The following is a 19,369-nucleotide window of genomic DNA, read 5'->3' on the forward strand; positions in this document are numbered from 1 at the left end:
GCAACGTTCGAAAACGTTTGACGGCCGGGCCACCCTCCTGGATATTTATCTGCGTCACGCAGATTATTCGTATCGCAGCCATATCCTCAGAGGGGATTCCTCCACCATGACCACTCTCGTCACCGGATGCCGCGGCCGTATCGGCTCCACGCTCGTCTCGCTGCTGCACCGCGACGGCCACGCCGTCCGCGCCGCCTCGCGCACCCCCGGGGACCTCGCCGCCACAGCCACCGCGCTGCCCGCCGGCGTACCGGTCGTGGCCTGCGATCTCGGCGATCCGGCCACCTTCGGGGCCGCCCTCGACGGCGTCGACTCCGTCTTCCTCTACGCCGATCCGTCCGGCATCGACGCCTTCCTCTCCGCGGCCGAGACCGCCGGAGTCGGCCACATCGTGCTGCTCTCCTCCAGCTCGGCCCTCGCCCCGGACGCCCACGACAACCCGATCGCCGCCTCCCACCACGCGGTGGAGCAGGCCCTGACGGCCTCGCCCCTCACCACGACGCTGCTCCGCCCGGGTGCCTTCGCGAGCAACGCGTACCAGTGGGCACAGTCGGTACGGGCCCACGGCTCCGTCGACCTCCCCTACCCCGACAGCCACACCAGCCCCATCGATGGAACGGACATCGCCGAGGCCGCCCTCGCCGTTCTCACCGACCCCCGCCTGCAGGGCGCGGCGTACCACCTGACCGGCCCCGAATCGCTCACCGCCGCCGAACAGGTCGGCCTGCTGGCGGCGGCATCCGGGCGCCCCATCACCGTCAACACCGTGACCGGGGCGGCCTGGAAGGAGTCGATGGCCGCTTTCCTGCCCGAGCCGATCGCCGACGCGCTGCTCGCGTACTCGGCCGCGTCGGACGGCTCCCCGGCCGAGGTGACCGGCGACACCGAGAAGCTGACCGGCCACCCGGCCCGCACCTTCGCCGCCTGGGCCGAGGAACACGCCGCCGCCTTCCGCCCCTGATTCCCGCGAGGCACCGGGCGCACCCGGCGCACTCAGCACACCCGGCGCACCCAACGCGCGCCGGGAACCGAAACCCCCCTGGCTGACCCACCCCGGCCGATGACATCCTGACGAGGTGAACGGACCGGAGATCCACCTCGAAGTCGCCCCCGAGCTGCGGCTCTTCGTCGCGCATGAACGCCGCCGGGGACGCACGGCCCTGACCACCGACGGCTCCTCCACCCTCGGCCATGTAGTGGAGTCGCTCGGCATCCCGCTCACCGAGGCCGGACAGATCCTGGTCGACGGCCGGCCCGTGCCCGTCTCGCACATCCCGGGGGCCGGCGAACTGGTCGAGGTACGTGCCGTGGAACGCCCCCAGCACGTCCCGGGCGCGCCCCTGCGGTTCCTGCTCGACGTCCACCTCGGCACGCTGGCGCGGCGGCTGCGGCTGCTGGGTGTCGATGCGGCGTACGAGAGCGAGGACATCGGCGATCCCGCGCTGGCCACCCGGTCGGCGGACGAGCGGCGCGTACTGCTGTCACGGGACCGCGGGCTGCTGCACCGGCGGGAGATCTGGGCCGGGGCGTACGTCTACAGCGACCGCCCGGAGGACCAACTCCGCGACGTGCTCGGGCGGTTCTCCCCGCACCTCGCCCCCTGGACCAGGTGCACCGCCTGCAACGGCCCGCTGAAGACGGCCGACAAGGACACGGTCAGCGACCACCTGGAACATGGCACCCGGCGCTCGTACGACGTCTTCGCGCAGTGCACGGAGTGCGACCGCGTCTACTGGCGGGGCGCCCACCACTCCCATCTGGAAGCGATCGTCACGAAGGCGCTCCACGAGTTCGCGCCCACGCCCGCGGACGGCGCGTAGGTCCGGGGGCCCACCACGACCGGGCAGCATCGAGCCGCTGCCCGCCCCGTCACGCGCCGCCGCCCTCCCGCAACGCCTCGACCTGCAGCGCGCTCAGTTCGACCGTCCGCCGCATGTGGGCGATGAGCAGGGCCACTTCGTCGTCGTCGTACGCCTCGAACATCGCCGCCCACGCCCCGTTCAGCCACTCCCACACCGCGCCGATCTCCGCCATCCGCTCCGGCACGGTCGCGACGAGCACCCGCCGCCGGTCGACGGTGTCACGCTCGCGCGTCACGTACCCGCCCCGCTCCAGCCGGTCGACCAGCCGGGTCGCCGATCCCGTGGTGAGCCCGGTCAGCTCCGCGATGCGGCCCGTGGTGACCGGTGCCGCCTCCAGGCCGAGCAGGTTGAGGCACTGCAGATCGGTCGGGTGGAGCCGCAGATGGTCCGCGACGGCCTGGTTGAAGAGCGCGTAGGCGGCCATGTAGCGGCGTGACTCGACGGTCAGCTCGGCCATCAGCGCACTGCGGTGGGGCTGGGACTTCTGCGACATGCAGAGAGTGTACGAAGCAGACAACCCTTCGCCCCGGAGCCGGGCCCCCTGGATCCGGGGCCCTCACCCCGGCCCGCCCGGCCCGGCCGCCCTACGGCGTCTCGGCGGTCAGATAGCGCTGGACGGTGGGCGCGAGCCAGGCGACCACCTCGTCGCGCGACATCTCGACGGCGGGCCCGAACCGCAGCACGTAACGCGCGAGCGCCATCCCGAGTATCTGCGAGGCGACGAGCACCGCGCGGTGGGACGCTTCGGCCGGAACGGGGCAGACGCCGGCCGTGACCGCGCCGATCTGCTCGGCGAAGAGCGCCCTCATCCGCTCCGCGCCCGCTTCGTTGGTGACACCGACCCTGAGCATGGCCGTGAGCACGTCGTCGTTCTCCCAACGGTCCAGGAAATGCGCGACGAGGACCGAACCGACGTGCTTGCCCGGCAACGCCCCCAGCTGGGGCAACCGCAGGTCGATCGCGGAGGCGGCGACGAACAGCCCCTCCTTGTTGCCGTAGTAGCGCATGACCATCGACGGGTCGATGTTCGCGTCACGGGCGATGGCCCGGATGGTGGCGCGTTCGTATCCGTCGGCGGCGAACCGCTCGCGCGCGGCGCCGAGAATCGCGGCCTTGGTGGCGTCCGAGCGCCGGGGCGCGGTGGCGGGTTCTGTCATGCCAACAAATGTAGGCCAACGATCGTTGACACGCCAGTAGCACCGGGACTATCGTTGCCAACAAGCGTTGACCAACGCTCGTTGGCACGAAGGTGACAGCTGTGATGAACGGGCCCAGGAGGCAGCCATGACCACCACCCCGAGCACCGCACCCGAGACCGTCGACGTACTCATCGTGGGCGCGGGCCCCACCGGCCTGCTGCTCGCCGGGGATCTCGCCGCCCAGGGCGTCGCCGTCACGCTCGTGGAGCGCCGCCCGCGCAAGACGAGCAACATGACGCGCGCCTTCGCCGTGCACGCCCGCACACTCGAACTGCTCGACAGCCGCGGCCTGGCCGACGAGCTGATCAAGACGGGCACCCCCCTCGCCTCCCTGCGCTTCTTCGGCAAGCTCTCGCTCGACCTCTCCCGGCTGCACACCCGCTTCCCCTTCGTGCTGATCACCCCGCAGTACGAGGTGGAGCGCCTGCTGGAGCGCCGGGCCCGCACCGCCGGCGTCCGCTTCCGGTACGACACGGAGCTGACCGGGCTCCACCAGAGCGCCGCATCGGAATCCGTCACCGCCGAGCTGCGCGAGCCGGACGGCAGCCGGACCGCTCTCGCCGCCCGCTATCTCGTCGGTACCGACGGAATGCGCAGCCCCGTGCGTAACGCGCTCGGGCTCCCCTTCCCCGGCAAATCCGTGATCCGGTCGATGGTCCTCGCCGATGTCCGGCTCACCGAGCAGCCGCCGGACCTCCTGACGGTCAGCGGCGGAGGGGAGGCCTTCGCCTTCGTCGCACCCTTCGGCGACGGCTGGCACCGCGTGATGGGTTGGCACTACGCGCACCAGGCCGCGGACAGCGACCCCGTCGACCTCGAAGAGCTGCGCGAGATCACCCGCCTCGCCCTCGGTACCGACTACGGCATGCACGACGCCCGCTGGATCTCCCGCTTCCACAGCGACGAGCGCCAGACGCCGTCCTACCGGACGGGCCGGGTCTTCCTCGCCGGGGACGCCGCCCACGTCCACTCGCCCGCGGGCGGCCAGGGCATGAACACCGGCCTCCAGGACGCTGCCAACCTCTCCTGGAAGCTCGCCGCCGTACTGCGGGGACACTCGGCCGACCCGGAAGCGCTCCTCGACAGCTACCACGCCGAACGGCACCCGGTCGGCACGAGGGTGCTCCGCTCCAGCGGCGCGCTCGTCCGCCTCGCCATGGCCCGCACCCCGCTCCAGCGGACGGTCAGGACCATCGTCGCCAAGGTGCTGTCCACGATCCGGCCCGCCTCCGACAAGGCCATCGGCCTGGTCTCCGGCATCTCGATCGCCTACCCGGCCCCGCGCGGCGCGCATCCCCTGACCGCAAAGCGCGCCCCGGACCTGAGCCTGCGGGAGGGCCGCCTGCACCAGTTGTTGCGCGACGGGACCTTCGTCCTCGTCACCCCCACCGACGCCGCTACCCCGGCATCACCGGCCGCGCTGGTGCACGCCCACTGGCGGGGCGACCGCACCACCACCCTGCTCGTCCGCCCCGACGGCTACATCGCCTGGGCGAGCGACCACGCCGACCCGGCGGCCCTGCAGGCCGCGCTCACCCGGTGAGCACGGGCCCCGCATCGCCGGGCAGGGCTCAGAACACGTACTCGTCCCCGGTGGCCGGAGCCAGCACCTCGTGGTCGTCGTTCCCGGAGTTCCGGTCGGTCGCTCCGCCGTTCCACAGCGTGTCGACCCACACGACGACCTCGTCCGGCCGCCCCACGAGCCGCAGTTCGAGGGCGAGCCGCCGCTCCTGCGCCCCGTCGGCGCGCAGGTCGCCCGTCCGGCACAGCACGGTCCATCGGTCGGCCCGCAGACAGCTCTGCGGAAGCTCCTGGCGTCCGGCGAGCGCCACCGATGTCCGCACGCGCACGGTCACACCCGCCAGGCTCGACGGACCGTGGTTCTCGGTCCGCACCCGGACCCCGAGCCCCGCACCCCACAGCACGACATGCCCGTGGTGCGACACATCGGCCTCAGGCGCAATGGCCACGGAGGGCACAGGAACCGCGGAGCGCGCAACGGCCCCGGCGGGCTCAGGAATCACCGCGGGCTTGAGAACCACAGAGGGCTCAGGGATCACAGAGGGGACGACAGCCACGGAGGGCGCAGCAGCCGCGACACCCGCCCCCAGCACCACAGTCGCAGCCAGCACCGCCGTCGACGCTGTCGCGGAGACGGCTCGTGCGGCTCTACGTGTCACTACCATGCCCCGAAGATACAGATCGCCCCGAATCCTCCGTATTTACCGACCGGTTCGGCGCGCCTTCCTCCTCCCATGACACGCTGACTCCATGTCCATCACCCGATCCGTCGCGCTGTTCGTCGTCGCCGCGCTCTTCGAGATCGGAGGCGCCTGGCTGGTCTGGCAAGGCGTACGCGAGCACCGGGGCTGGATCTGGATCGGGGCGGGCGTCATCGCGCTGGGTGCCTACGGCTTCGTCGCCACGCTCCAGCCGGACGGCGAGTTCGGCCGCATCCTCGCCGCGTACGGCGGTGTCTTCGTCGCCGGCTCGATCGCCTGGGGCATGGTCGCCGACGGCTACCGCCCCGATCGCTGGGATGTGATCGGCGCGCTGATCTGCCTGGCCGGCATGGCCGTGATCATGTACGCCCCCCGCAACCACTGACCCCGCGCCTGCCTATCCTGGCCCCGTACCGATCAGCTGTCCGAGGAGTCCGCCATGGCCGCCACCCCGATCGCCGTCATCACCGGAGCGAGCAGCGGCATCGGCGCCGCGACCGCCCGGCAGCTGGCCGCCGCCGGCTACCACGTCGTACTGACCGCCCGCCGCAAGGACCGTATCGAGGCGCTCGCCGCCGAGATCAACGAGGCGGGCCACCAGGCAACGGCCTACGCGCTGGACGTCACCGACCGCGATGCGGTGAACGAGTTCGCCCTGGCGTTCCGTACCCTCGCCGTCCTCGTCAACAACGCGGGAGGCGCGCTCGGTGCCGACCCCGTCGCCACCGGCGACCCCGCAGACTGGCGCCAGATGTACGAGACGAACGTCATCGGCACGCTCAATGTCACCCAGGCCCTGCTCCCCGCCCTCACCGAGAGCGGCGACGGTACGGTCGTGATCCTCTCCTCCACCGCCGGCCTCTCCACCTACGAGGGCGGCGGCGGATACGTGGCCGCCAAGCACGGCGAGCACGTCCTGGCCGAGACCCTCCGCCTGGAGATCGTCGGCACCCCGGTCCGCGTCATCGAGGTCGCCCCCGGCATGGTCAGGACCGAGGAGTTCGCCACCACCCGCTTCCGCGGCGACACCGAGAAGGCGGCCAAGGTGTACGCGGGCGTCGACGCCCCGCTCACCGCCGACGACGTGGCCGACACCATCACCTGGGCCGTCACCCGGCCCAGCCACGTCAACATCGACCTTCTGGTGGTCCGCCCCCGCGCCCAGGCCTCCAACACGAAGGTCCACCGCACCGCCTGAGCCCGACGGGGCCCGGAGAGAGCAGCCGGACGGCCCGGAACGCAAGCAGGCCCCGGACGCAAGCATGGGCCCCGGACACGCAATCCGCGCCCGGGGCCCTCGTTTCGCCTGCGCAAGGGGGCCTCAACCCTTCACGCACACCGCCTGCTTGAGCTTGGCGACGACCTCCACCAGGTCCCGCTGCTGCTCGATGACCTGCTCGATCGGCTTGTACGCGGCCGGAATCTCATCCACGACGCCGGAGTCCTTACGGCACCCCGCTCGAGACAAGAACTCTGCTGCAACCAGTTCTCGCCCCCGCAGCGTAGTCACCTGCTGTCCATATTCAGAGGGAATTTAAGCGATTAGCCGCTATTTGGTGCAATTAACGCAGCAATACGCCTTCTGCCTGATATTGCCAGATGTACGCAGATTCTCATGCTACGTTCCAGCCTGCGCGCTACCCACTGGCCTCAGTGGCGGCTGGTGAAGTGCAGCGTTGTGTAAGCGCGCACCGACCCGCAGCGATGAGGAGAACGTGAGTGATTCAGATTCGTACGGCCATCCTGGTTCCGGGTGGGCATAGAGACAGGACGGTCGCAGCAGAGGGCAGCCGCATGACGAGAAGGCGCCCACTCAGGACGGCGCTCGTCACTGCCTCGCTCGCCGCCGCGTTCACCGCCCCTGCGGCACTGAATTCTCAGGCGATGGCACTGGTCCCGTGTTCCACGGCGAACGTGCTGTCGGGAAGCAACTTCGAGATCGACACCGACGCGAACCTGAGGGTCGATGGCGCGGCCCCCTGTATCGACTGGCTCGCAGGCGGTTTGGGCAACAGCATGCGCACCGGGGTCCTGGTGAAGCCCGACAGGCCAAGCGGACCCAACGACGACGCCTTCGGGCAGGGCTCGGATGAGAACGACCCGGACCCGACCATCGTGTTCGGCTCGATCCCTCCCAACAAGAGCGACTTGACGAACTTCGGCGTCTTCACGGAGACGAACACGTCACCGAAGTTCCTCGAACTGTTCTGGACGAGGCAAAATGTTCCGTCCGGCACGACGAACATGGACTTCGAGCTGAACCAGAAGTTCTGCGACCCGAACGCGACGCCGACGAATTGTGCGGACAACGGGCCCAATGCGACCGAAACGCCGCTGCGCACCCCGGGTGACAAGCTGATCACCTATGACCTCGCCAAGGGCGGCACCGTTCCGACCATCTCCATTCGCACATGGTCCGGCTCGCTCTGGGGTTTGCCTTCGATCATCAGCGGTGGCGTGAACCCGAATGCGCTGGGTTCGGTCAACACCAGCACGATCCCGGCCAATCAATCCGGCGGCCTCGGGGCGAAGGACCCGTTCACGTTCGGCGAGGCAGCGATCTCGTTCAACGCGCTCTTCCCGTCGGGCGGCGGCTGCCAGACATTCGGCTCGGCCTATGTGAAGAGCCGCGCCTCGAACTCGTTCCCTGCCGAGCTGAAGGACTTCATCGCTCCTGCAAAGGTGACGATCAGCAACTGCACGGGACTGACCACCAACGCGACACCGAGCGCGACGCTCGGCGACCCGATCAGTGACACAGCCACCCTGAGCGGGGCCACCAGCAACGCGGGTGGCACGATCACCTTCAATCTCTTCGACAACGCCACCTGCTCCGGCAGCCCCGTCTACACCAACTCGGTTCTGGTGAACGGCAACGGCAACTACGGCTCGGGGAACTTCACCCCGGCCGTCGCCGGCACCTACTACTGGACCGCCGGCTACAGCGGTGACGCCAACAACTCCCCGTCTCAAACCAGCTGCGGTGATCCCAACGAAACGAGTGTGATCAGCAAGGCAGCCGCGAACATCACGACCGAACAGAAGTTCTTCCCGCAGGACGCGGCGACAGTCACCGCCGCATCCGGCGGGCAGCCCACGGGAACTGTCACGTTCAAACTGTTCGGTCCCAGCGACCCCACCTGCTCCGGCAGCCCCGTCTACCCCGCCGAGACGGTGAATCTCGTCGGTGGCTCGGCCAGCACGTCGAACAACACCTTCAGTGTGGACGCCACCAACGACGGCGTCTACAAGTGGCTGGTGACGTACTCCGGAGACGCCACGCACGAGCCCGCTACCAGCGCATGCGGCACGGAGAACGCCACCATCACGGTCAACAACTCGTAGTACGGCTGCACGTGTGATCCTGCGAGGATCCCGATCGCTCGACAGGAGCGATCGGGACCCCTGCTGGGAGAACGAGCCTGGCCCCCGGACCGACAAGTCCGGGGGCCAGAGCATTGCATCCGGGAGCAGCCGTGGCCACAGCGACCTCTGAAGCACTGCGACCGTCCCACACCTCGGCTGACACGCACGGCCCAGGCAGGAAGAACACGAACCGACGCCAGTCCGGGGACACCGTCGAGGACGTGTACTGCTGAGTCTCAGCCCTTCACGCACACGATCTGCTTGAGCTTGGCGACGACCTCCACCAGATCCCGCTGCTGCTCGATGACCTGCTCGATCGGCTTGTACGCGGCCGGAATCTCATCCACGACACCGGAGTCCTTACGGCACTCGACGCCCCGCGTCTGATCCTCCAGGTCCCGCGTCGAGAAGCGCCGCTTCGCGGCGTTCCGGCTCATCTTCCGACCGGCGCCGTGCGAGGCCGAGTTGAACGACTTCTCGTTCCCGAGCCCCTTCACGATGTACGAACCGGTGCCCATCGAACCCGGGATGATCCCGAAGTCCCCGGAACCCGCACGGATCGCACCCTTCCGCGTGACCAGCAGGTCCATGCCGTCGTACCGCTCCTCCGCCACATAGTTGTGGTGGCAGGAGATGACCGGCTCGAAGGTCACCTTGGCCTTCTTGAACTCCTTGCGGACCACGTTCTGGAAGAGCGCCATCATGATGGCCCGGTTGTGCTTCGCGTACTCCTGCGCCCAGAACAGGTCGTTCCGGTACGCCGCCATCTGCGGGGTGTCGGCGATGAACACCGCCAGGTCCCGGTCGATCAGATCCTGGTTGTGCGGCAGCTTCTGCGCCTGCCCGATGTGGAAGTCGGCCAGTTCCTTGCCGATGTTCCGCGATCCGGAGTGCAGCATCAGCCAGACCGAACCCGACTCGTCGAGGCAGAACTCGATGAAGTGGTTGCCCGATCCGAGCGTCCCCATCTGCTTCGTGGCACGTTCCTGACGGAACTTGACCGCGTCGGCCACCCCGTCGAACCGTCCCCAGAAGTCGTCCCAGCCCGGCGCCCGGAAGCCGTACAGCTGGTCCGGTTCCACGGCCTCGTCATGCATGCCGCGGCCCACCGGAATGGCCTGCTCGATCTTCGACCGCAGCCGGGACAGGTCGCCCGGCAGGTCATTGGCCGTCAGGGAGGTCTTCACCGCGGACATTCCGCAGCCGATGTCGACTCCGACCGCCGCCGGACAGACCGCACCGTGCATCGCGATCACCGAACCGACCGTCGCCCCCTTGCCGAAATGGACGTCCGGCATGACGGCGAGACCCTTGATCCAGGGCAGCGTGGCCACATTGCGCAGCTGCTGCATCGCAACGTCCTCGACCGAGGCCGGGTCGGCCCACATGCGGATGGGGACCTTCGCGCCCGGCACCTCTACATAAGACATAGTTCCTCGATTCCCCCGAAAAGCCTGAAAGCGCAAAACCGGTGCCAAGGTCGGCAAATAAGTCGGTCGACCGGCATTCACAGCGGCGCGTGCGATACACATTGTGTCCACCGGTCGCCATCGAACGGCAACCGTTTTTCGCACGAAGGGAGCCCAGGACCGTGCGACGGATGGCCTACGTAACCGGCACCGCGCTACTGGCAGCGCTCGTCGTCGGCTGCAGCGCCGACACCGGAACCGGTAGTTCCGCAGCCGACAGCAAGCCCGGCGAGGAGACCGTCGCCGCCGCGGCCCCCGGCAAGTACCGCACTCTTCCCGAGCCTTGCCGCGCCGTCGCGTCGTCCACGCTGAAGGACCTGCTCCCCGGCGCCGCCGAACTCACCGAGGAACAGCAGAAGAAGGTGTACGAGGGCACCGCCGCCGTCACCTACGACACCGACCGCCGGGTCGGCTGCCGCTGGAAGTCCGAAGACCCCTCCTCCTCGCACTCCCTGTCCATCGACTTCGAGCGCGTCGTGTCCTACGACCCGGCGGTGAGCGACGACGACCGCGCCCGCGAGGTGTACACGGAGAAGGAGACCTCCGCCGGTCTGTCCTCGCCCTCCGCGACCCCCGAGAACACGAAGACCGCGGAGGACACGAAGGGCACCGAGAAGCAGACGTCCCCTGCCGCTTCCGATGACGCCTCCGACCCCGCCTCGCACGCCCTGACCAGCCCCGTCTCCGAAGACGCGAACACCGACGGCACGAACACCGACGGCGCGAACAACGACGACGCGAACACCGACGACGGCGCCGACGCCTCGGACGAAAGCCTTCAGCCACGCATCCTCGACGACCTCGGCGACAGCGCATTTCTGGACGATCTGCTCACCCGGGCAGGTTCCACCGCACAGCACCGCACGGTGAGCGTGGTATTCCGCACATCGAACGTCATCGTGACGGTCGAGTACACCGAGCAGCCGGCCGTCTCCACCGTGGTCCCCGACAGCAGGGAACTGCAGGAGAAGGCCCAGGCACTGGCCCGGAACCTGGTCGAGGAGTTCAACGACTGACCCCGTCCAGGGCGCCCCTGACCCACGTCGCCCACGACCGCCGGCCCCCCGGCCGAGGCGGCATCCGGTCCCGGTCCGACGTACCGTGGCCCTCCGGAACACCCTCCGGAGCAGTTCCCGGAACACCCTCCGGAGCACCGGCCGACCACCCGCCCGGCCACCTGGCAGCCCGCCCGCCGCGCCACCCGAGTGAAGGAACCATGCACCGTTCAGCCCCGCGACTCTCCCGCATACTCGCCTGCGCCGCCGTACCGGTGATGCTCGTCGTCGCCGGCTGCTCGTCGGACTCCGGCGACAAGAAGGAATCGGGCTCGTCCGAGTCATCCGCATCGGCAAGCGCGAGCAAGAAGGCGGAACCGACCGTCGAGCCCGCGAAGTTCGCCGCGCTGCCCGACCCGTGCAAGTCGATCACCAAGAAGACGGTCACGTCCTTGGTTCCCTCGGCGAAGTCCAAGAACGGCACGGCCACCACCTCCAGCGACACCGCGTACCGCGCCGGCTGCTCCTGGAACGGCCTCGACGACAACGGCGTGAAGGGTTCCCAGTACCGCTGGCTCGACGTCGGCTTCACCCGCTTCGACTCCGACCAGGCCCTGGGCAGCGGCGCCAAGCGCGCGCAGCAGGACTTCACGAAGCAGGTCGCCAAGGCCAAGGCGACCGGGGGCGCCAAGAAGGTCGTCGAAGCGCCCGTCAGCGGCATCGGCGAGCAGGCCACCAAGATCACCTACGACCTCACCAAGACGAGTGAGGACTTCGAGTACGCGACGGTCGTGGCCCGCACGGGGAACGTCGTCGTCACCCTCACCTACAACGGTGCGGGTTACGCGGGCGCGAAGGCCCCCTCCGCCGGCGACATCCTGAAGGGCGCCGAGAAGGCTGCCAAGGAAGCAGTGGCCGCGGTCGCCGCCGTGGACACGGACTCGGCCAAGCCCTCCGGTTCGGCCACGCCGGACAAGAAGACCACGGACAAGGCGGACGACCCCAAGTCTTCCGACAGCGACTCCTCGGACCGCAAGACGACGGACAAGAAGTCCTCGGCCAGCAAGTCGTCCGTCAGGAAGACCAGCTAGCAACGCCCCTGTCCAGAAGCAGTTTCACGAAGCCCGGTACTCCCCCGAGTACCGGGCTTCGCCCCTTCCCGTACAACGCCCCGTACAACACCCCGCGCAACGCCCCGCGCCCTCATGTGCCAGGCTGTGCCCGCCAGAAGTCGCAGCAGGACGCCGAACAGGACGTCGAAGCACATCGAAGCGCGACGTCGCATACGGGAAACGGGGAGGGGAACGCGGGTGGCCGCGATGCAGCTGACACGCACCCACCGGATACTCATCGGTCTCGTGGTCGCCGGTGCGGTACTCATCGCCGCGATCGGTTTTGCGGGTTCGTACGCGGCGGTGCGCGAGCTCGCCCTCCAAAAGGGCTTCGGGGACTTCTCGCTGGTCTTCCCGATCGGCATCGACGCGGGCATCTGCGTCCTGCTCGCCCTGGACCTGCTGCTGACCTGGCTGCGCATCCCGTTCCCGCTGCTGCGCCAGACCGCCTGGCTGCTGACCGCCGCGACGATCGCCTTCAACGGCGCCGCGGCCTGGCCCGACCCGCTCGGCGTCGGCATGCACGCCGTCATCCCGGTGCTGTTCGTGGTCTCCGTCGAGGCCGCCCGCCACGCCGTGGGCCGGATCGCCGACATCACGGCCGACAAGCACATGGAGGGCGTCCGCCTCACCCGCTGGCTGCTCTCCCCCGTACCGACGTTCCGGCTCTGGCGCCGGATGAAACTCTGGGAACTCCGCTCCTACGAGCAGGTCATCAAGCTCGAACAGGACCGGCTGATCTACCAGGCCCGCCTCCAGGCCCGCTTCGGCCGCAACTGGCGCCGCAAGGCCCCCGTCGAGTCCCTGATGCCGCTGCGTCTGGCGAAGTACGGGGTCCCGCTGGCCGAGACCGCCGCGGCCGGCCTCGCCGCCGCGGGCATCGAACCGGCCCTGCTGCCCCCGGCCCCGGCCCTGGCCCAGGTCGAACCGGGCGAACCCCAGCCCGAGTTGCCGTACGCCCCCGAGCAGCAGTACGCCCAGCAACACGAGCACGGCCAACCGCACGAACACCAGCAGCACCAACAGCACCAGCAACACGGGCCGCAGCACCCGCAGTACCAGCAGTACAACCACCCCTCCGACCCGGCCGCCGCCGAGGAGTGGCCCCAGGAAGGCCCCGGCTCGCACGAGAGCCCGTGGTTCGCGGCGCCCCAGGTGCCGGACGACGCGTACGAGAGCGCCTACAACCCGACGTACGTCGAGGGCCTGGAGCCGACCCCGGTGATGGTCCCGTCGGGCCCCGGCGGCCGCACCCGCCCCCTGGGCAACGTGGGCACGATCGGCGCCGTCCCCGGCCCCCGCAGCGCGGAGCACCAGCCGCAGGAACAGTTCCAGCAGGCCCACGAACAACCGCAGCTCCCGGAGCAGGCCCAGGAGCAGGTACAGGAACAGGCCCCGGACCCGGAGCCGGACCCGGCCGAGTGGGCGCAGGAGGACGCGGAGTTCGCCGCGATCGCGTACGAGGTGTTCGCCGCGTTCGTGAACCAGCACAACGACTACCCGAGCGTCGACGCCCTGGACATACATGTCACGGACGGCCACAACGTCAGGCACCCGCGCAGCGCGGCGCTGATCCGCCGCTTGATGCCCGAGTTCAAGAACCGCTACCACGCCGAACTCGAAGCGGACCACATCGCCTGAGCCGCCCCGCGGCAACAACAACGACGGAGGGCCGTCACCCGAATCACCGGGTGACGGCCCTCCGTACAAAAGGCACCTACGCGCCCAGCAGCCTACTCACCGAGCAGCCTGCGCACCCGCTCAGCGCCCACGGCCAGCAGCAGCGTGGGCAGCCGCGGCCCCGTGTCCCGGCTGACCAGCAGCCGGTACAGCAGCGCGAAGAACGACCGCTGCGCGACCTTCAGCTCGGGCGTCGGCTTGGCGTCCGGCTCCAGGCCCTCCAGGATCTTCGGCACGCCGTAGACGAGCGTGGTGAGCCCGTCCAGCGACCAGTGCGAGTCCAGCCCCTCCAGGAGCAGCCGCAGCGACTGGCGGCCCTGGTCGTCCAGCGAGCCGAGGAGCTCCTTGTCCGGCTCGTCGCGCACGATGGTGCGGGCCTCGGCCGGAACCTGGCTGGTGATCCAGTTCTCGGCCCGGTCGAGACGGGGCCGGGCCTCGTCCAGCGAGGTCAGCGGGTTCTCCGGGTCCAGCTCGCTCAGGATGCGCAGCGTCTGCTCGTCGTGCCCGGCCGTGATGTCGACGACCGACGCGAGCGTCCGGTACGGCAGCGGGCGCAGCGTGCTCGGCAGCTCACCCGCGGCCGTGCCGATGGCCCGCGCGTACGCGGCGGCGTCGGCCGGCAGCACGGAGCCGTCGGCGACCTTGCGTGCCAGCGAGTCCCACTCGTCGTAGAGCCGCTGGATCTCCTGGTCGAAGGCGATCTTGAAGGACTGGTTGGGCCTGCGGCGCGCGTACAGCCAGCGCAGCAGCGGCGCCTCCATGATCTTCAGCGCGTCGGCCGGGGTCGGCACGCCGCCCTTGCTGGAGGACATCTTCGCCATGCCGGAGATGCCGACGAAGGCGTACATCGGGCCGATCGGCTGCACACCGTCGAAGATCTCGCGGACGATCTGGCCGCCGACGACGAACGAGGAACCCGGCGAGGAGTGGTCCACGCCGCTCGGCTCGAAGATCACGCCCTCGTAGGCCCAGCGCATCGGCCAGTCGACCTTCCAGACCAGCTTGCCGCGGTTGAACTCGCTCAGCCGCACCGTCTCGGCGAAGCCGCAGGCCGTGCAGGTGTAGTTCAGCTCGGTGCTGTCGTCGTCGTACGACGTGACGGTCGTGAGGTCCTTCTCGCAGTTGCCGCAGTAGGGCTTGTACGGGAAGTAGCCGGCCGAACCGCCGCTGCCGTCGTCCTCGCTCGCCGCGCCGGAGCCCGCCTCGGCCTCCAGCTCGGCCTCGTCGACCTTCTTCTGCTGCTGCGGCTTCTTGCCGCCCTTGGCGCCCGCCGCGGCCGGGTCCTTCTTCGTCCGGTAGCGGTCGAGGACGGCGTCGATGTCGGCGCGGTGCTTCATCGCGTGCAGGATCTGCTCGCGGTAGGCGCCCGCCGTGTACTGCTCGGTCTGGCTGATGCCGTCGTACTCGACGCCCAGCTCGTCCAGCGCGGCCGTCATGGCGGCCTTGAAGTGCTCGGCCCAGTTCGGGTACGCGGACCCGGCCGGGGCGGGCACCGAGGTCAGCGGCTTGCCGATGTGCTCGGCCCAGGACTCGTCGATACCGGGGACGCCGTTCGGGACCTTGCGGTACCGGTCGTAGTCGTCCCACGAGATCAGGTGCCGGACGGTGTACCCGCGGCGGCGGATCTCGTCGGCGACCAGGTGCGGGGTCATGACCTCGCGGAGGTTGCCCAGGTGGATCGGGCCCGACGGGGAGAGGCCGGACGCGACGACGACCGGTTTGCCAGGCGCACGACGCTCCGATTCGGCGATGACATCGTCCGCGAAGCGGGAGACCCAGTCGGTCTCGGTGCTGCTCTGACTCTGAGCCACGGTCTGCACGTCCTTCTCTCTTGTAGGACTCGTAGGAACACCCTTGTGGGACTCATAGGGGCTCCGCCCATTCTCCCAGGTCCACCGGCGGCGCGAAAACGGCTTATGGCCCGCGCGAAGAAAACGGCTTTACCGCCCGTGGAATACTGGGCGTGATCCCTTGTACTCCTACGGAAACGGCAGCCAGCCCATGGCCTCGGTCAATTCCCTCGCTTCCACGCTCCAGCAGCAGCTGGCGGACGCCCTGACGGCAGCTCTGCCGGATGCCGGCACCGCGGACCCGCTGCTGCGACGAAGCGACCGGGCCGACTTCCAGGCCAACGGCATCCTGGCCCTCGCCAAGAAGCTCAAGGGCAACCCCCGCGAGCTCGCCTCCCAGGTCACGGCCGCGCTCCCGGCGGGCGGCCTGATCAAGGAGATCGAGGTCTCCGGCCCCGGCTTCCTGAACGTCACGCTCGCCGACAGGGCGATCATCGAGACCCTCGCCGCACGCGCCGCGGACGACGAGGGCCGCCTCGGTGTGCCGTACAACAGCGCCGCGGGCACGACGGTCATCGACTACGCGCAGCCGAACGTGGCCAAGGAGATGCACGTCGGCCACCTGCGTTCCGCGGTGATCGGTGACGCGATGGTGCAGATCCTGGAGTTCACGGGCGAGTCCGTGGTCCGCAGGCACCACATCGGCGACTGGGGCACCCAGTTCGGCATGCTCATCCAGTACCTGATCGAGCACCCGGGCGAGCTGACCCACGAGGGCGCCGGCGGCGAGGCGGAAGGCGAGGCCGCCATGTCCTCGCTGAACCGGCTCTACAAGGCCTCGCGCGCGCTCTTCGACTCCGACGAGGAGTTCAAGGCCCGCTCCCGGGACCGCGTCGTGGCGCTCCAGGCCGGTGACGAGGAAACCCTCGCCATGTGGCAGCGCTTCGTCGACGAGTCGAAGATCTACTTCTACTCGGTCTTCAACAAGCTCGACATGGAGATCCGCGACCCCGACATCGTCGGCGAGTCCGGCTACAACGCCATGCTCGAGGAGACCTGCCGCATCCTGGAGGAGTCGGGCGTCGCCGTCCGCTCCGAGGGCGCGCTCTGCGTGTTCTTCGACGACGTGAAGGGCCCGGACGGCAGCCCGGTGCCGCTGATCGTCAAGAAGTCGAACGGCGGTTACGGCTACGCGGCGACCGACCTCTCCGCGATCCGCGACCGGGTCCAGAACCTCAAGGCGAGCACCCTGCTGTACGTCGTGGACGCACGGCAGGCCCTGCACTTCAAGATGGTCTTCGAGACGGCCCGCCGGGCCGGCTGGCTGAACGAGGACGTCAAGGCCGTGCACCTCCCCTTCGGCACGGTGCTCGGCAAGGACGGCAAGCCGTTCAAGACCCGTGAGGGCGAGACGGTCCGGCTGCAGGACCTCCTCGACGAGGCGATCGACCGGGCGTCCACCGTCGTGCGCGAGAAGGCCAAGGACCTCAGCGAGGAAGAGATCACCGAGCGCGCCACGCAGGTCGGCATCGGCGCGGTGAAGTACGCGGACCTGTCGACGTCGGCCGCCCGCGACTACAAGTTCGACCTGGACCAGATGGTCTCGCTGACCGGCGACACGAGCGTGTACATCCAGTACGCGCACGCCCGGTCCCGCTCCATCAAGCGCAAGGCGGGCGAGCTGAAGTCCCAGCCCCACCCGGAGCTGGAGCTGGCCCCGGCCGAGCGCGCGCTGGCCCTACACCTGGACCAGTTCGCCGAGGTCGTGGCCGAGGTCGCCGCCGCGTACGAGCCGCACAAGCTGGCCTCGTACCTCTACCAGCTGTCGTCGCTCTTCACGACGTTCTACGACCAGTGCCCGGTGCTGAAGCCCGAGGTGCCGGGCGATGTGGCCGAGAACCGCCTCTTCCTCTCGGACCTCACCGCCCGCACCCTGCACCAGGGCATGGAGCTGCTCGGCATCCGGACCCCCGAGCGCCTCTGACCAAAACGTCAGTCAGCCCGTACGCACCGGCCCGGTGGCCGTGACCATCAGTCCCACTCCTTGGTCACCCACTGGGCCGTGTCGTACTGGTACATGTACTTCGGCCGCGCCTGGATGCTGCTGGTACGGAAGGGCTTCCCGCCGTCGTCGATGCGCAGCATCCCCGTCCGGCCGCCGCTGCTCCACTCCAGGTCCAGGTACCAGCTGACGTCGTGCCCTTCGACGTGGACCTTGAGGTCGAACACCTCCACATCGGTGGAGGACACCTGGAACGGGAAGTCCTTCGGCGGCACCCGCACGTCCCCCTGCTGCCCCGCCACCGGGGTGAGGTTCGGCCGGCTGTCGTCGAGGTCGATGTCGAAGGACTGCGGAGTGATGCCGCTCCCGCAGCCCTCGCCCATCGAGTACGCCGACCACGCCAGCGGCGCCTTCCGGGACAGCGTCCGCACATGCAGTCCGTTCAGCACGACGGCCTGCCCCGACTTCCCCTGCACGGTGAGTTCGAGCTGCATGCTGCCGCCGTCCACCCCGCCGAGCGCCTTGGCCCAGCCCCGGGTGCCCTGCGGCGAGGGCGGCGGAGGCACGTCCTCCGGCTTCTGGTCCAGTACGTAGTGCTGGCCGCAGGGCTCTTCCCAGTTGTACGAGCTGATGGTGGCGCTCAGCGGCACGCCCCCGCTCTGCTGTCCGCCCGACCCGGCTCCCGTGCCGTGGCCACCGGACGTGGCGGAGGCGCCGCCGGACGGCGGGGACGAGACGGTCGCCGAGCCGGACGGTACGGGCTTGCCGGACTTCTTCGCCCCGCTGGGCGAGGCGGTGGGGCTCACGTCGCGGCCGGGCCGGGCGGGCACGGACCCGTCCGGGTCCTTACCGTCCACGGCGGCGGCGTTGCTGAGGTCGCCGGTGTCCTTGCCCGACAGATTGCTCACGACGATCGAGGTGGGCACGGTCAGCGCGACAACAGCCACGGCCGCGAGCAGCACGCGCGCCCGCGGGGAGGACAGGAACCGCTTGGGCCGGCTCGCGGCTCCGGTCACGATCGCGGGCTCGGGTTCGGGTTCGGGTTCGGGCGTGAGCTCGGACGCGTCGCCACCAGCCCCAGCCCCAGCCTCGGCCTCGGAGCCACTAACCGCCTCCGGACCCGAGTCGGAAACCATGTCCGAAACCGCATCCCGACCCGGCTCCGAACCCGCATCCCGCACCGGCTCCGCAGTCGCGGGAACAGCGGCAGGAGCAGCGGCAGGAGCAGCCGCGGCAGGGCGCCGCCGGGCCGCATCCGCCACGATCCACCGCCGGTGCAGCTCCACCAGCTCGTCCGGTCCGGCCCCGCACAACCGCGCCAGCCGTTCCACCGGGGCGTACTCGTTCGGCACCGCATCACCGTTGCAGTACCGGTGGAGCGTCGAAGTGCTGACGTGCAGTCTCCCGGCAAGAACCCCGTAACTGCGCCCCGAACGGTCCTTCAATTCCTTCAGCAGAGCCGCGAATTCCCCGGCCTCCGGCGTCGCCACTGCGGCGTTCCCCCTCCTGGTCCGTCCCGGAACACCGTTCCAGGGACGTGGAATCTGCCCAGGTCACAGTACGCGCAGGCATTCCAGCTTCCCCAATGGGCTGTTCGGCGTTGCGGCCGGAATCCACCGCCCCGCAATCTGTGAACACACCGCAGCGACCACCGGGACAACGCAGTGCGAAT

The 19,369-nt window shown here is 69.4% G+C and carries 16 protein-coding genes and 1 pseudogene; 10 read left to right on the plus strand and 7 right to left on the minus strand.

The annotated features are described in order from the left end of the window. Positions 1–106: 106 nt before the first annotated feature. Both OG978_RS17875 and OG978_RS17880 read left to right on the plus strand, forming a co-directional pair. Positions 107–961: an NAD(P)H-binding protein gene (locus tag OG978_RS17875; protein ID WP_326766198.1), complete on the plus strand. Its 855-nt coding sequence runs from the start codon at positions 107–109 to the stop codon at positions 959–961. Between the two features lie 115 nt (positions 962–1,076). Further along, positions 1,077–1,820 carry a Mut7-C RNAse domain-containing protein gene (locus OG978_RS17880; RefSeq protein ID WP_326766199.1) on the plus strand — a complete coding sequence of 248 codons (744 nt, stop codon included), beginning with the start codon at positions 1,077–1,079 and terminating at the stop codon, positions 1,818–1,820. A 49-nt stretch (positions 1,821–1,869) separates the two neighbouring features. Here OG978_RS17880 and OG978_RS17885 read toward each other — a convergent pair whose 3' ends face one another. Beyond that, a complete protein-coding gene (locus OG978_RS17885) occupies positions 1,870–2,355 on the minus strand; it encodes a MarR family winged helix-turn-helix transcriptional regulator (protein ID WP_326766200.1) in 486 nt (161 codons plus the stop codon). A 91-nt stretch (positions 2,356–2,446) separates the two neighbouring features. Continuing rightward, on the minus strand, positions 2,447–3,019 hold the full coding sequence (locus tag OG978_RS17890; RefSeq protein ID WP_326766201.1) for a TetR/AcrR family transcriptional regulator: 573 nt from the start codon (positions 3,017–3,019) through the stop codon (positions 2,447–2,449). Between the two features lie 127 nt (positions 3,020–3,146). On the opposite strand from OG978_RS17890, the gene OG978_RS17895 reads away from it, so the two are divergent. Continuing rightward, positions 3,147–4,604 carry an FAD-dependent monooxygenase gene (locus tag OG978_RS17895; protein WP_326766202.1) on the plus strand — a complete coding sequence of 486 codons (1,458 nt, stop codon included), beginning with the start codon at positions 3,147–3,149 and terminating at the stop codon, positions 4,602–4,604. A gap of 28 nt (positions 4,605–4,632) precedes the next feature. Here OG978_RS17895 and OG978_RS17900 read toward each other — a convergent pair whose 3' ends face one another. Continuing rightward, positions 4,633–5,031 carry a hypothetical protein gene (locus OG978_RS17900; protein ID WP_326766203.1) on the minus strand — a complete coding sequence of 133 codons (399 nt, stop codon included), beginning with the start codon at positions 5,029–5,031 and terminating at the stop codon, positions 4,633–4,635. A 301-nt stretch (positions 5,032–5,332) separates the two neighbouring features. Between OG978_RS17900 and OG978_RS17905 the strand changes: the two genes are divergently transcribed. Both OG978_RS17905 and OG978_RS17910 read left to right on the plus strand, forming a co-directional pair. Then, positions 5,333–5,668, plus strand: coding sequence for a YnfA family protein (locus OG978_RS17905; protein ID WP_072488097.1), 336 nt, complete (start codon positions 5,333–5,335; stop codon positions 5,666–5,668). Positions 5,669–5,722: 54 nt separating this feature from the next. After that, positions 5,723–6,481 (plus strand): SDR family oxidoreductase, encoded by a 759-nt coding sequence (locus OG978_RS17910; protein WP_326766204.1) that lies wholly within the window; start codon positions 5,723–5,725, stop codon positions 6,479–6,481. A 123-nt stretch (positions 6,482–6,604) separates the two neighbouring features. On the opposite strand, the pseudogene OG978_RS17915 reads toward OG978_RS17910, so the two are convergent. Continuing rightward, positions 6,605–6,736, minus strand: a pseudogene (locus OG978_RS17915) (RtcB family protein); the annotation flags it as partial. 266 nt (positions 6,737–7,002) lie between these two features. Here OG978_RS17915 and OG978_RS17920 point away from each other — a divergent pair. Then, positions 7,003–8,628 (plus strand): Ig-like domain-containing protein, encoded by a 1,626-nt coding sequence (locus OG978_RS17920; protein WP_326766205.1) that lies wholly within the window; start codon positions 7,003–7,005, stop codon positions 8,626–8,628. Positions 8,629–8,885: 257 nt separating this feature from the next. Here the strand turns inward: OG978_RS17920 and OG978_RS17925 are convergent, their stop codons facing one another. Beyond that, positions 8,886–10,079 carry an RtcB family protein gene (locus tag OG978_RS17925; protein WP_326766206.1) on the minus strand — a complete coding sequence of 398 codons (1,194 nt, stop codon included), beginning with the start codon at positions 10,077–10,079 and terminating at the stop codon, positions 8,886–8,888. A gap of 170 nt (positions 10,080–10,249) precedes the next feature. On the opposite strand from OG978_RS17925, the gene OG978_RS17930 reads away from it, so the two are divergent. From OG978_RS17930 to OG978_RS17940, 3 genes are all read left to right on the plus strand, one after another. Beyond that, entirely contained in the window at positions 10,250–11,134 is an 885-nt protein-coding gene (locus OG978_RS17930) for a DUF3558 domain-containing protein (protein WP_326766207.1), read from the plus strand. A 200-nt stretch (positions 11,135–11,334) separates the two neighbouring features. Further along, entirely contained in the window at positions 11,335–12,204 is an 870-nt protein-coding gene (locus OG978_RS17935) for a DUF3558 family protein (protein WP_326766208.1), read from the plus strand. Positions 12,205–12,423: 219 nt separating this feature from the next. Continuing rightward, the gene (locus OG978_RS17940) at positions 12,424–13,866 is read left to right on the plus strand and encodes a DUF2637 domain-containing protein (protein WP_326766209.1); all 1,443 of its coding nucleotides are present in this window, start codon (positions 12,424–12,426) and stop codon (positions 13,864–13,866) included. Between the two features lie 92 nt (positions 13,867–13,958). Here OG978_RS17940 and lysS read toward each other — a convergent pair whose 3' ends face one another. Then, complete coding sequence (gene lysS / locus OG978_RS17945) at positions 13,959–15,725, minus strand: lysine--tRNA ligase (protein WP_326766210.1); 1,767 nt, start codon at positions 15,723–15,725, stop codon at positions 13,959–13,961. A 181-nt stretch (positions 15,726–15,906) separates the two neighbouring features. Between lysS and argS the strand changes: the two genes are divergently transcribed. Beyond that, entirely contained in the window at positions 15,907–17,679 is a 1,773-nt protein-coding gene (argS, locus tag OG978_RS17950) for an arginine--tRNA ligase (protein ID WP_326766211.1), read from the plus strand. 47 nt (positions 17,680–17,726) lie between these two features. Here argS and OG978_RS17955 read toward each other — a convergent pair whose 3' ends face one another. After that, the gene (locus OG978_RS17955; protein WP_326766212.1) at positions 17,727–19,187 is read right to left on the minus strand and encodes a helix-turn-helix domain-containing protein; all 1,461 of its coding nucleotides are present in this window, start codon (positions 19,185–19,187) and stop codon (positions 17,727–17,729) included. Between the last annotated feature and the right edge of the window lie 182 nt (positions 19,188–19,369).

Origin of the sequence: Streptomyces sp. NBC_01591 (assembly GCF_035918155.1) — a bacterium.
Classification (GTDB): Bacteria; Actinomycetota; Actinomycetes; order Streptomycetales; family Streptomycetaceae; genus Streptomyces.

Excerpts from the sequence above, each read along its gene's own strand:
- OG978_RS17935 (WP_326766208.1), top strand. The coding sequence starts at position 11,335 with ATGCACCGTTCAGCCCCGCGACTCTCCCGCATACTCGCCTGCGCCGCC.
- OG978_RS17925 (WP_326766206.1), bottom strand. The coding sequence starts at position 10,079 with ATGTCTTATGTAGAGGTGCCGGGCGCGAAGGTCCCCATCCGCATGTGG.
- OG978_RS17895 (WP_326766202.1), top strand. The coding sequence starts at position 3,147 with ATGACCACCACCCCGAGCACCGCACCCGAGACCGTCGACGTACTCATC.
- OG978_RS17890 (WP_326766201.1), bottom strand. The coding sequence starts at position 3,019 with ATGACAGAACCCGCCACCGCGCCCCGGCGCTCGGACGCCACCAAGGCC.
- OG978_RS17875 (WP_326766198.1), top strand. The coding sequence starts at position 107 with ATGACCACTCTCGTCACCGGATGCCGCGGCCGTATCGGCTCCACGCTC.
- OG978_RS17930 (WP_326766207.1), top strand. The coding sequence starts at position 10,250 with ATGGCCTACGTAACCGGCACCGCGCTACTGGCAGCGCTCGTCGTCGGC.
- OG978_RS17910 (WP_326766204.1), top strand. The coding sequence starts at position 5,723 with ATGGCCGCCACCCCGATCGCCGTCATCACCGGAGCGAGCAGCGGCATC.
- argS (WP_326766211.1), top strand. The coding sequence starts at position 15,907 with ATGGCCTCGGTCAATTCCCTCGCTTCCACGCTCCAGCAGCAGCTGGCG.
- OG978_RS17885 (WP_326766200.1), bottom strand. The coding sequence starts at position 2,355 with ATGTCGCAGAAGTCCCAGCCCCACCGCAGTGCGCTGATGGCCGAGCTG.
- OG978_RS17905 (WP_072488097.1), top strand. The coding sequence starts at position 5,333 with ATGTCCATCACCCGATCCGTCGCGCTGTTCGTCGTCGCCGCGCTCTTC.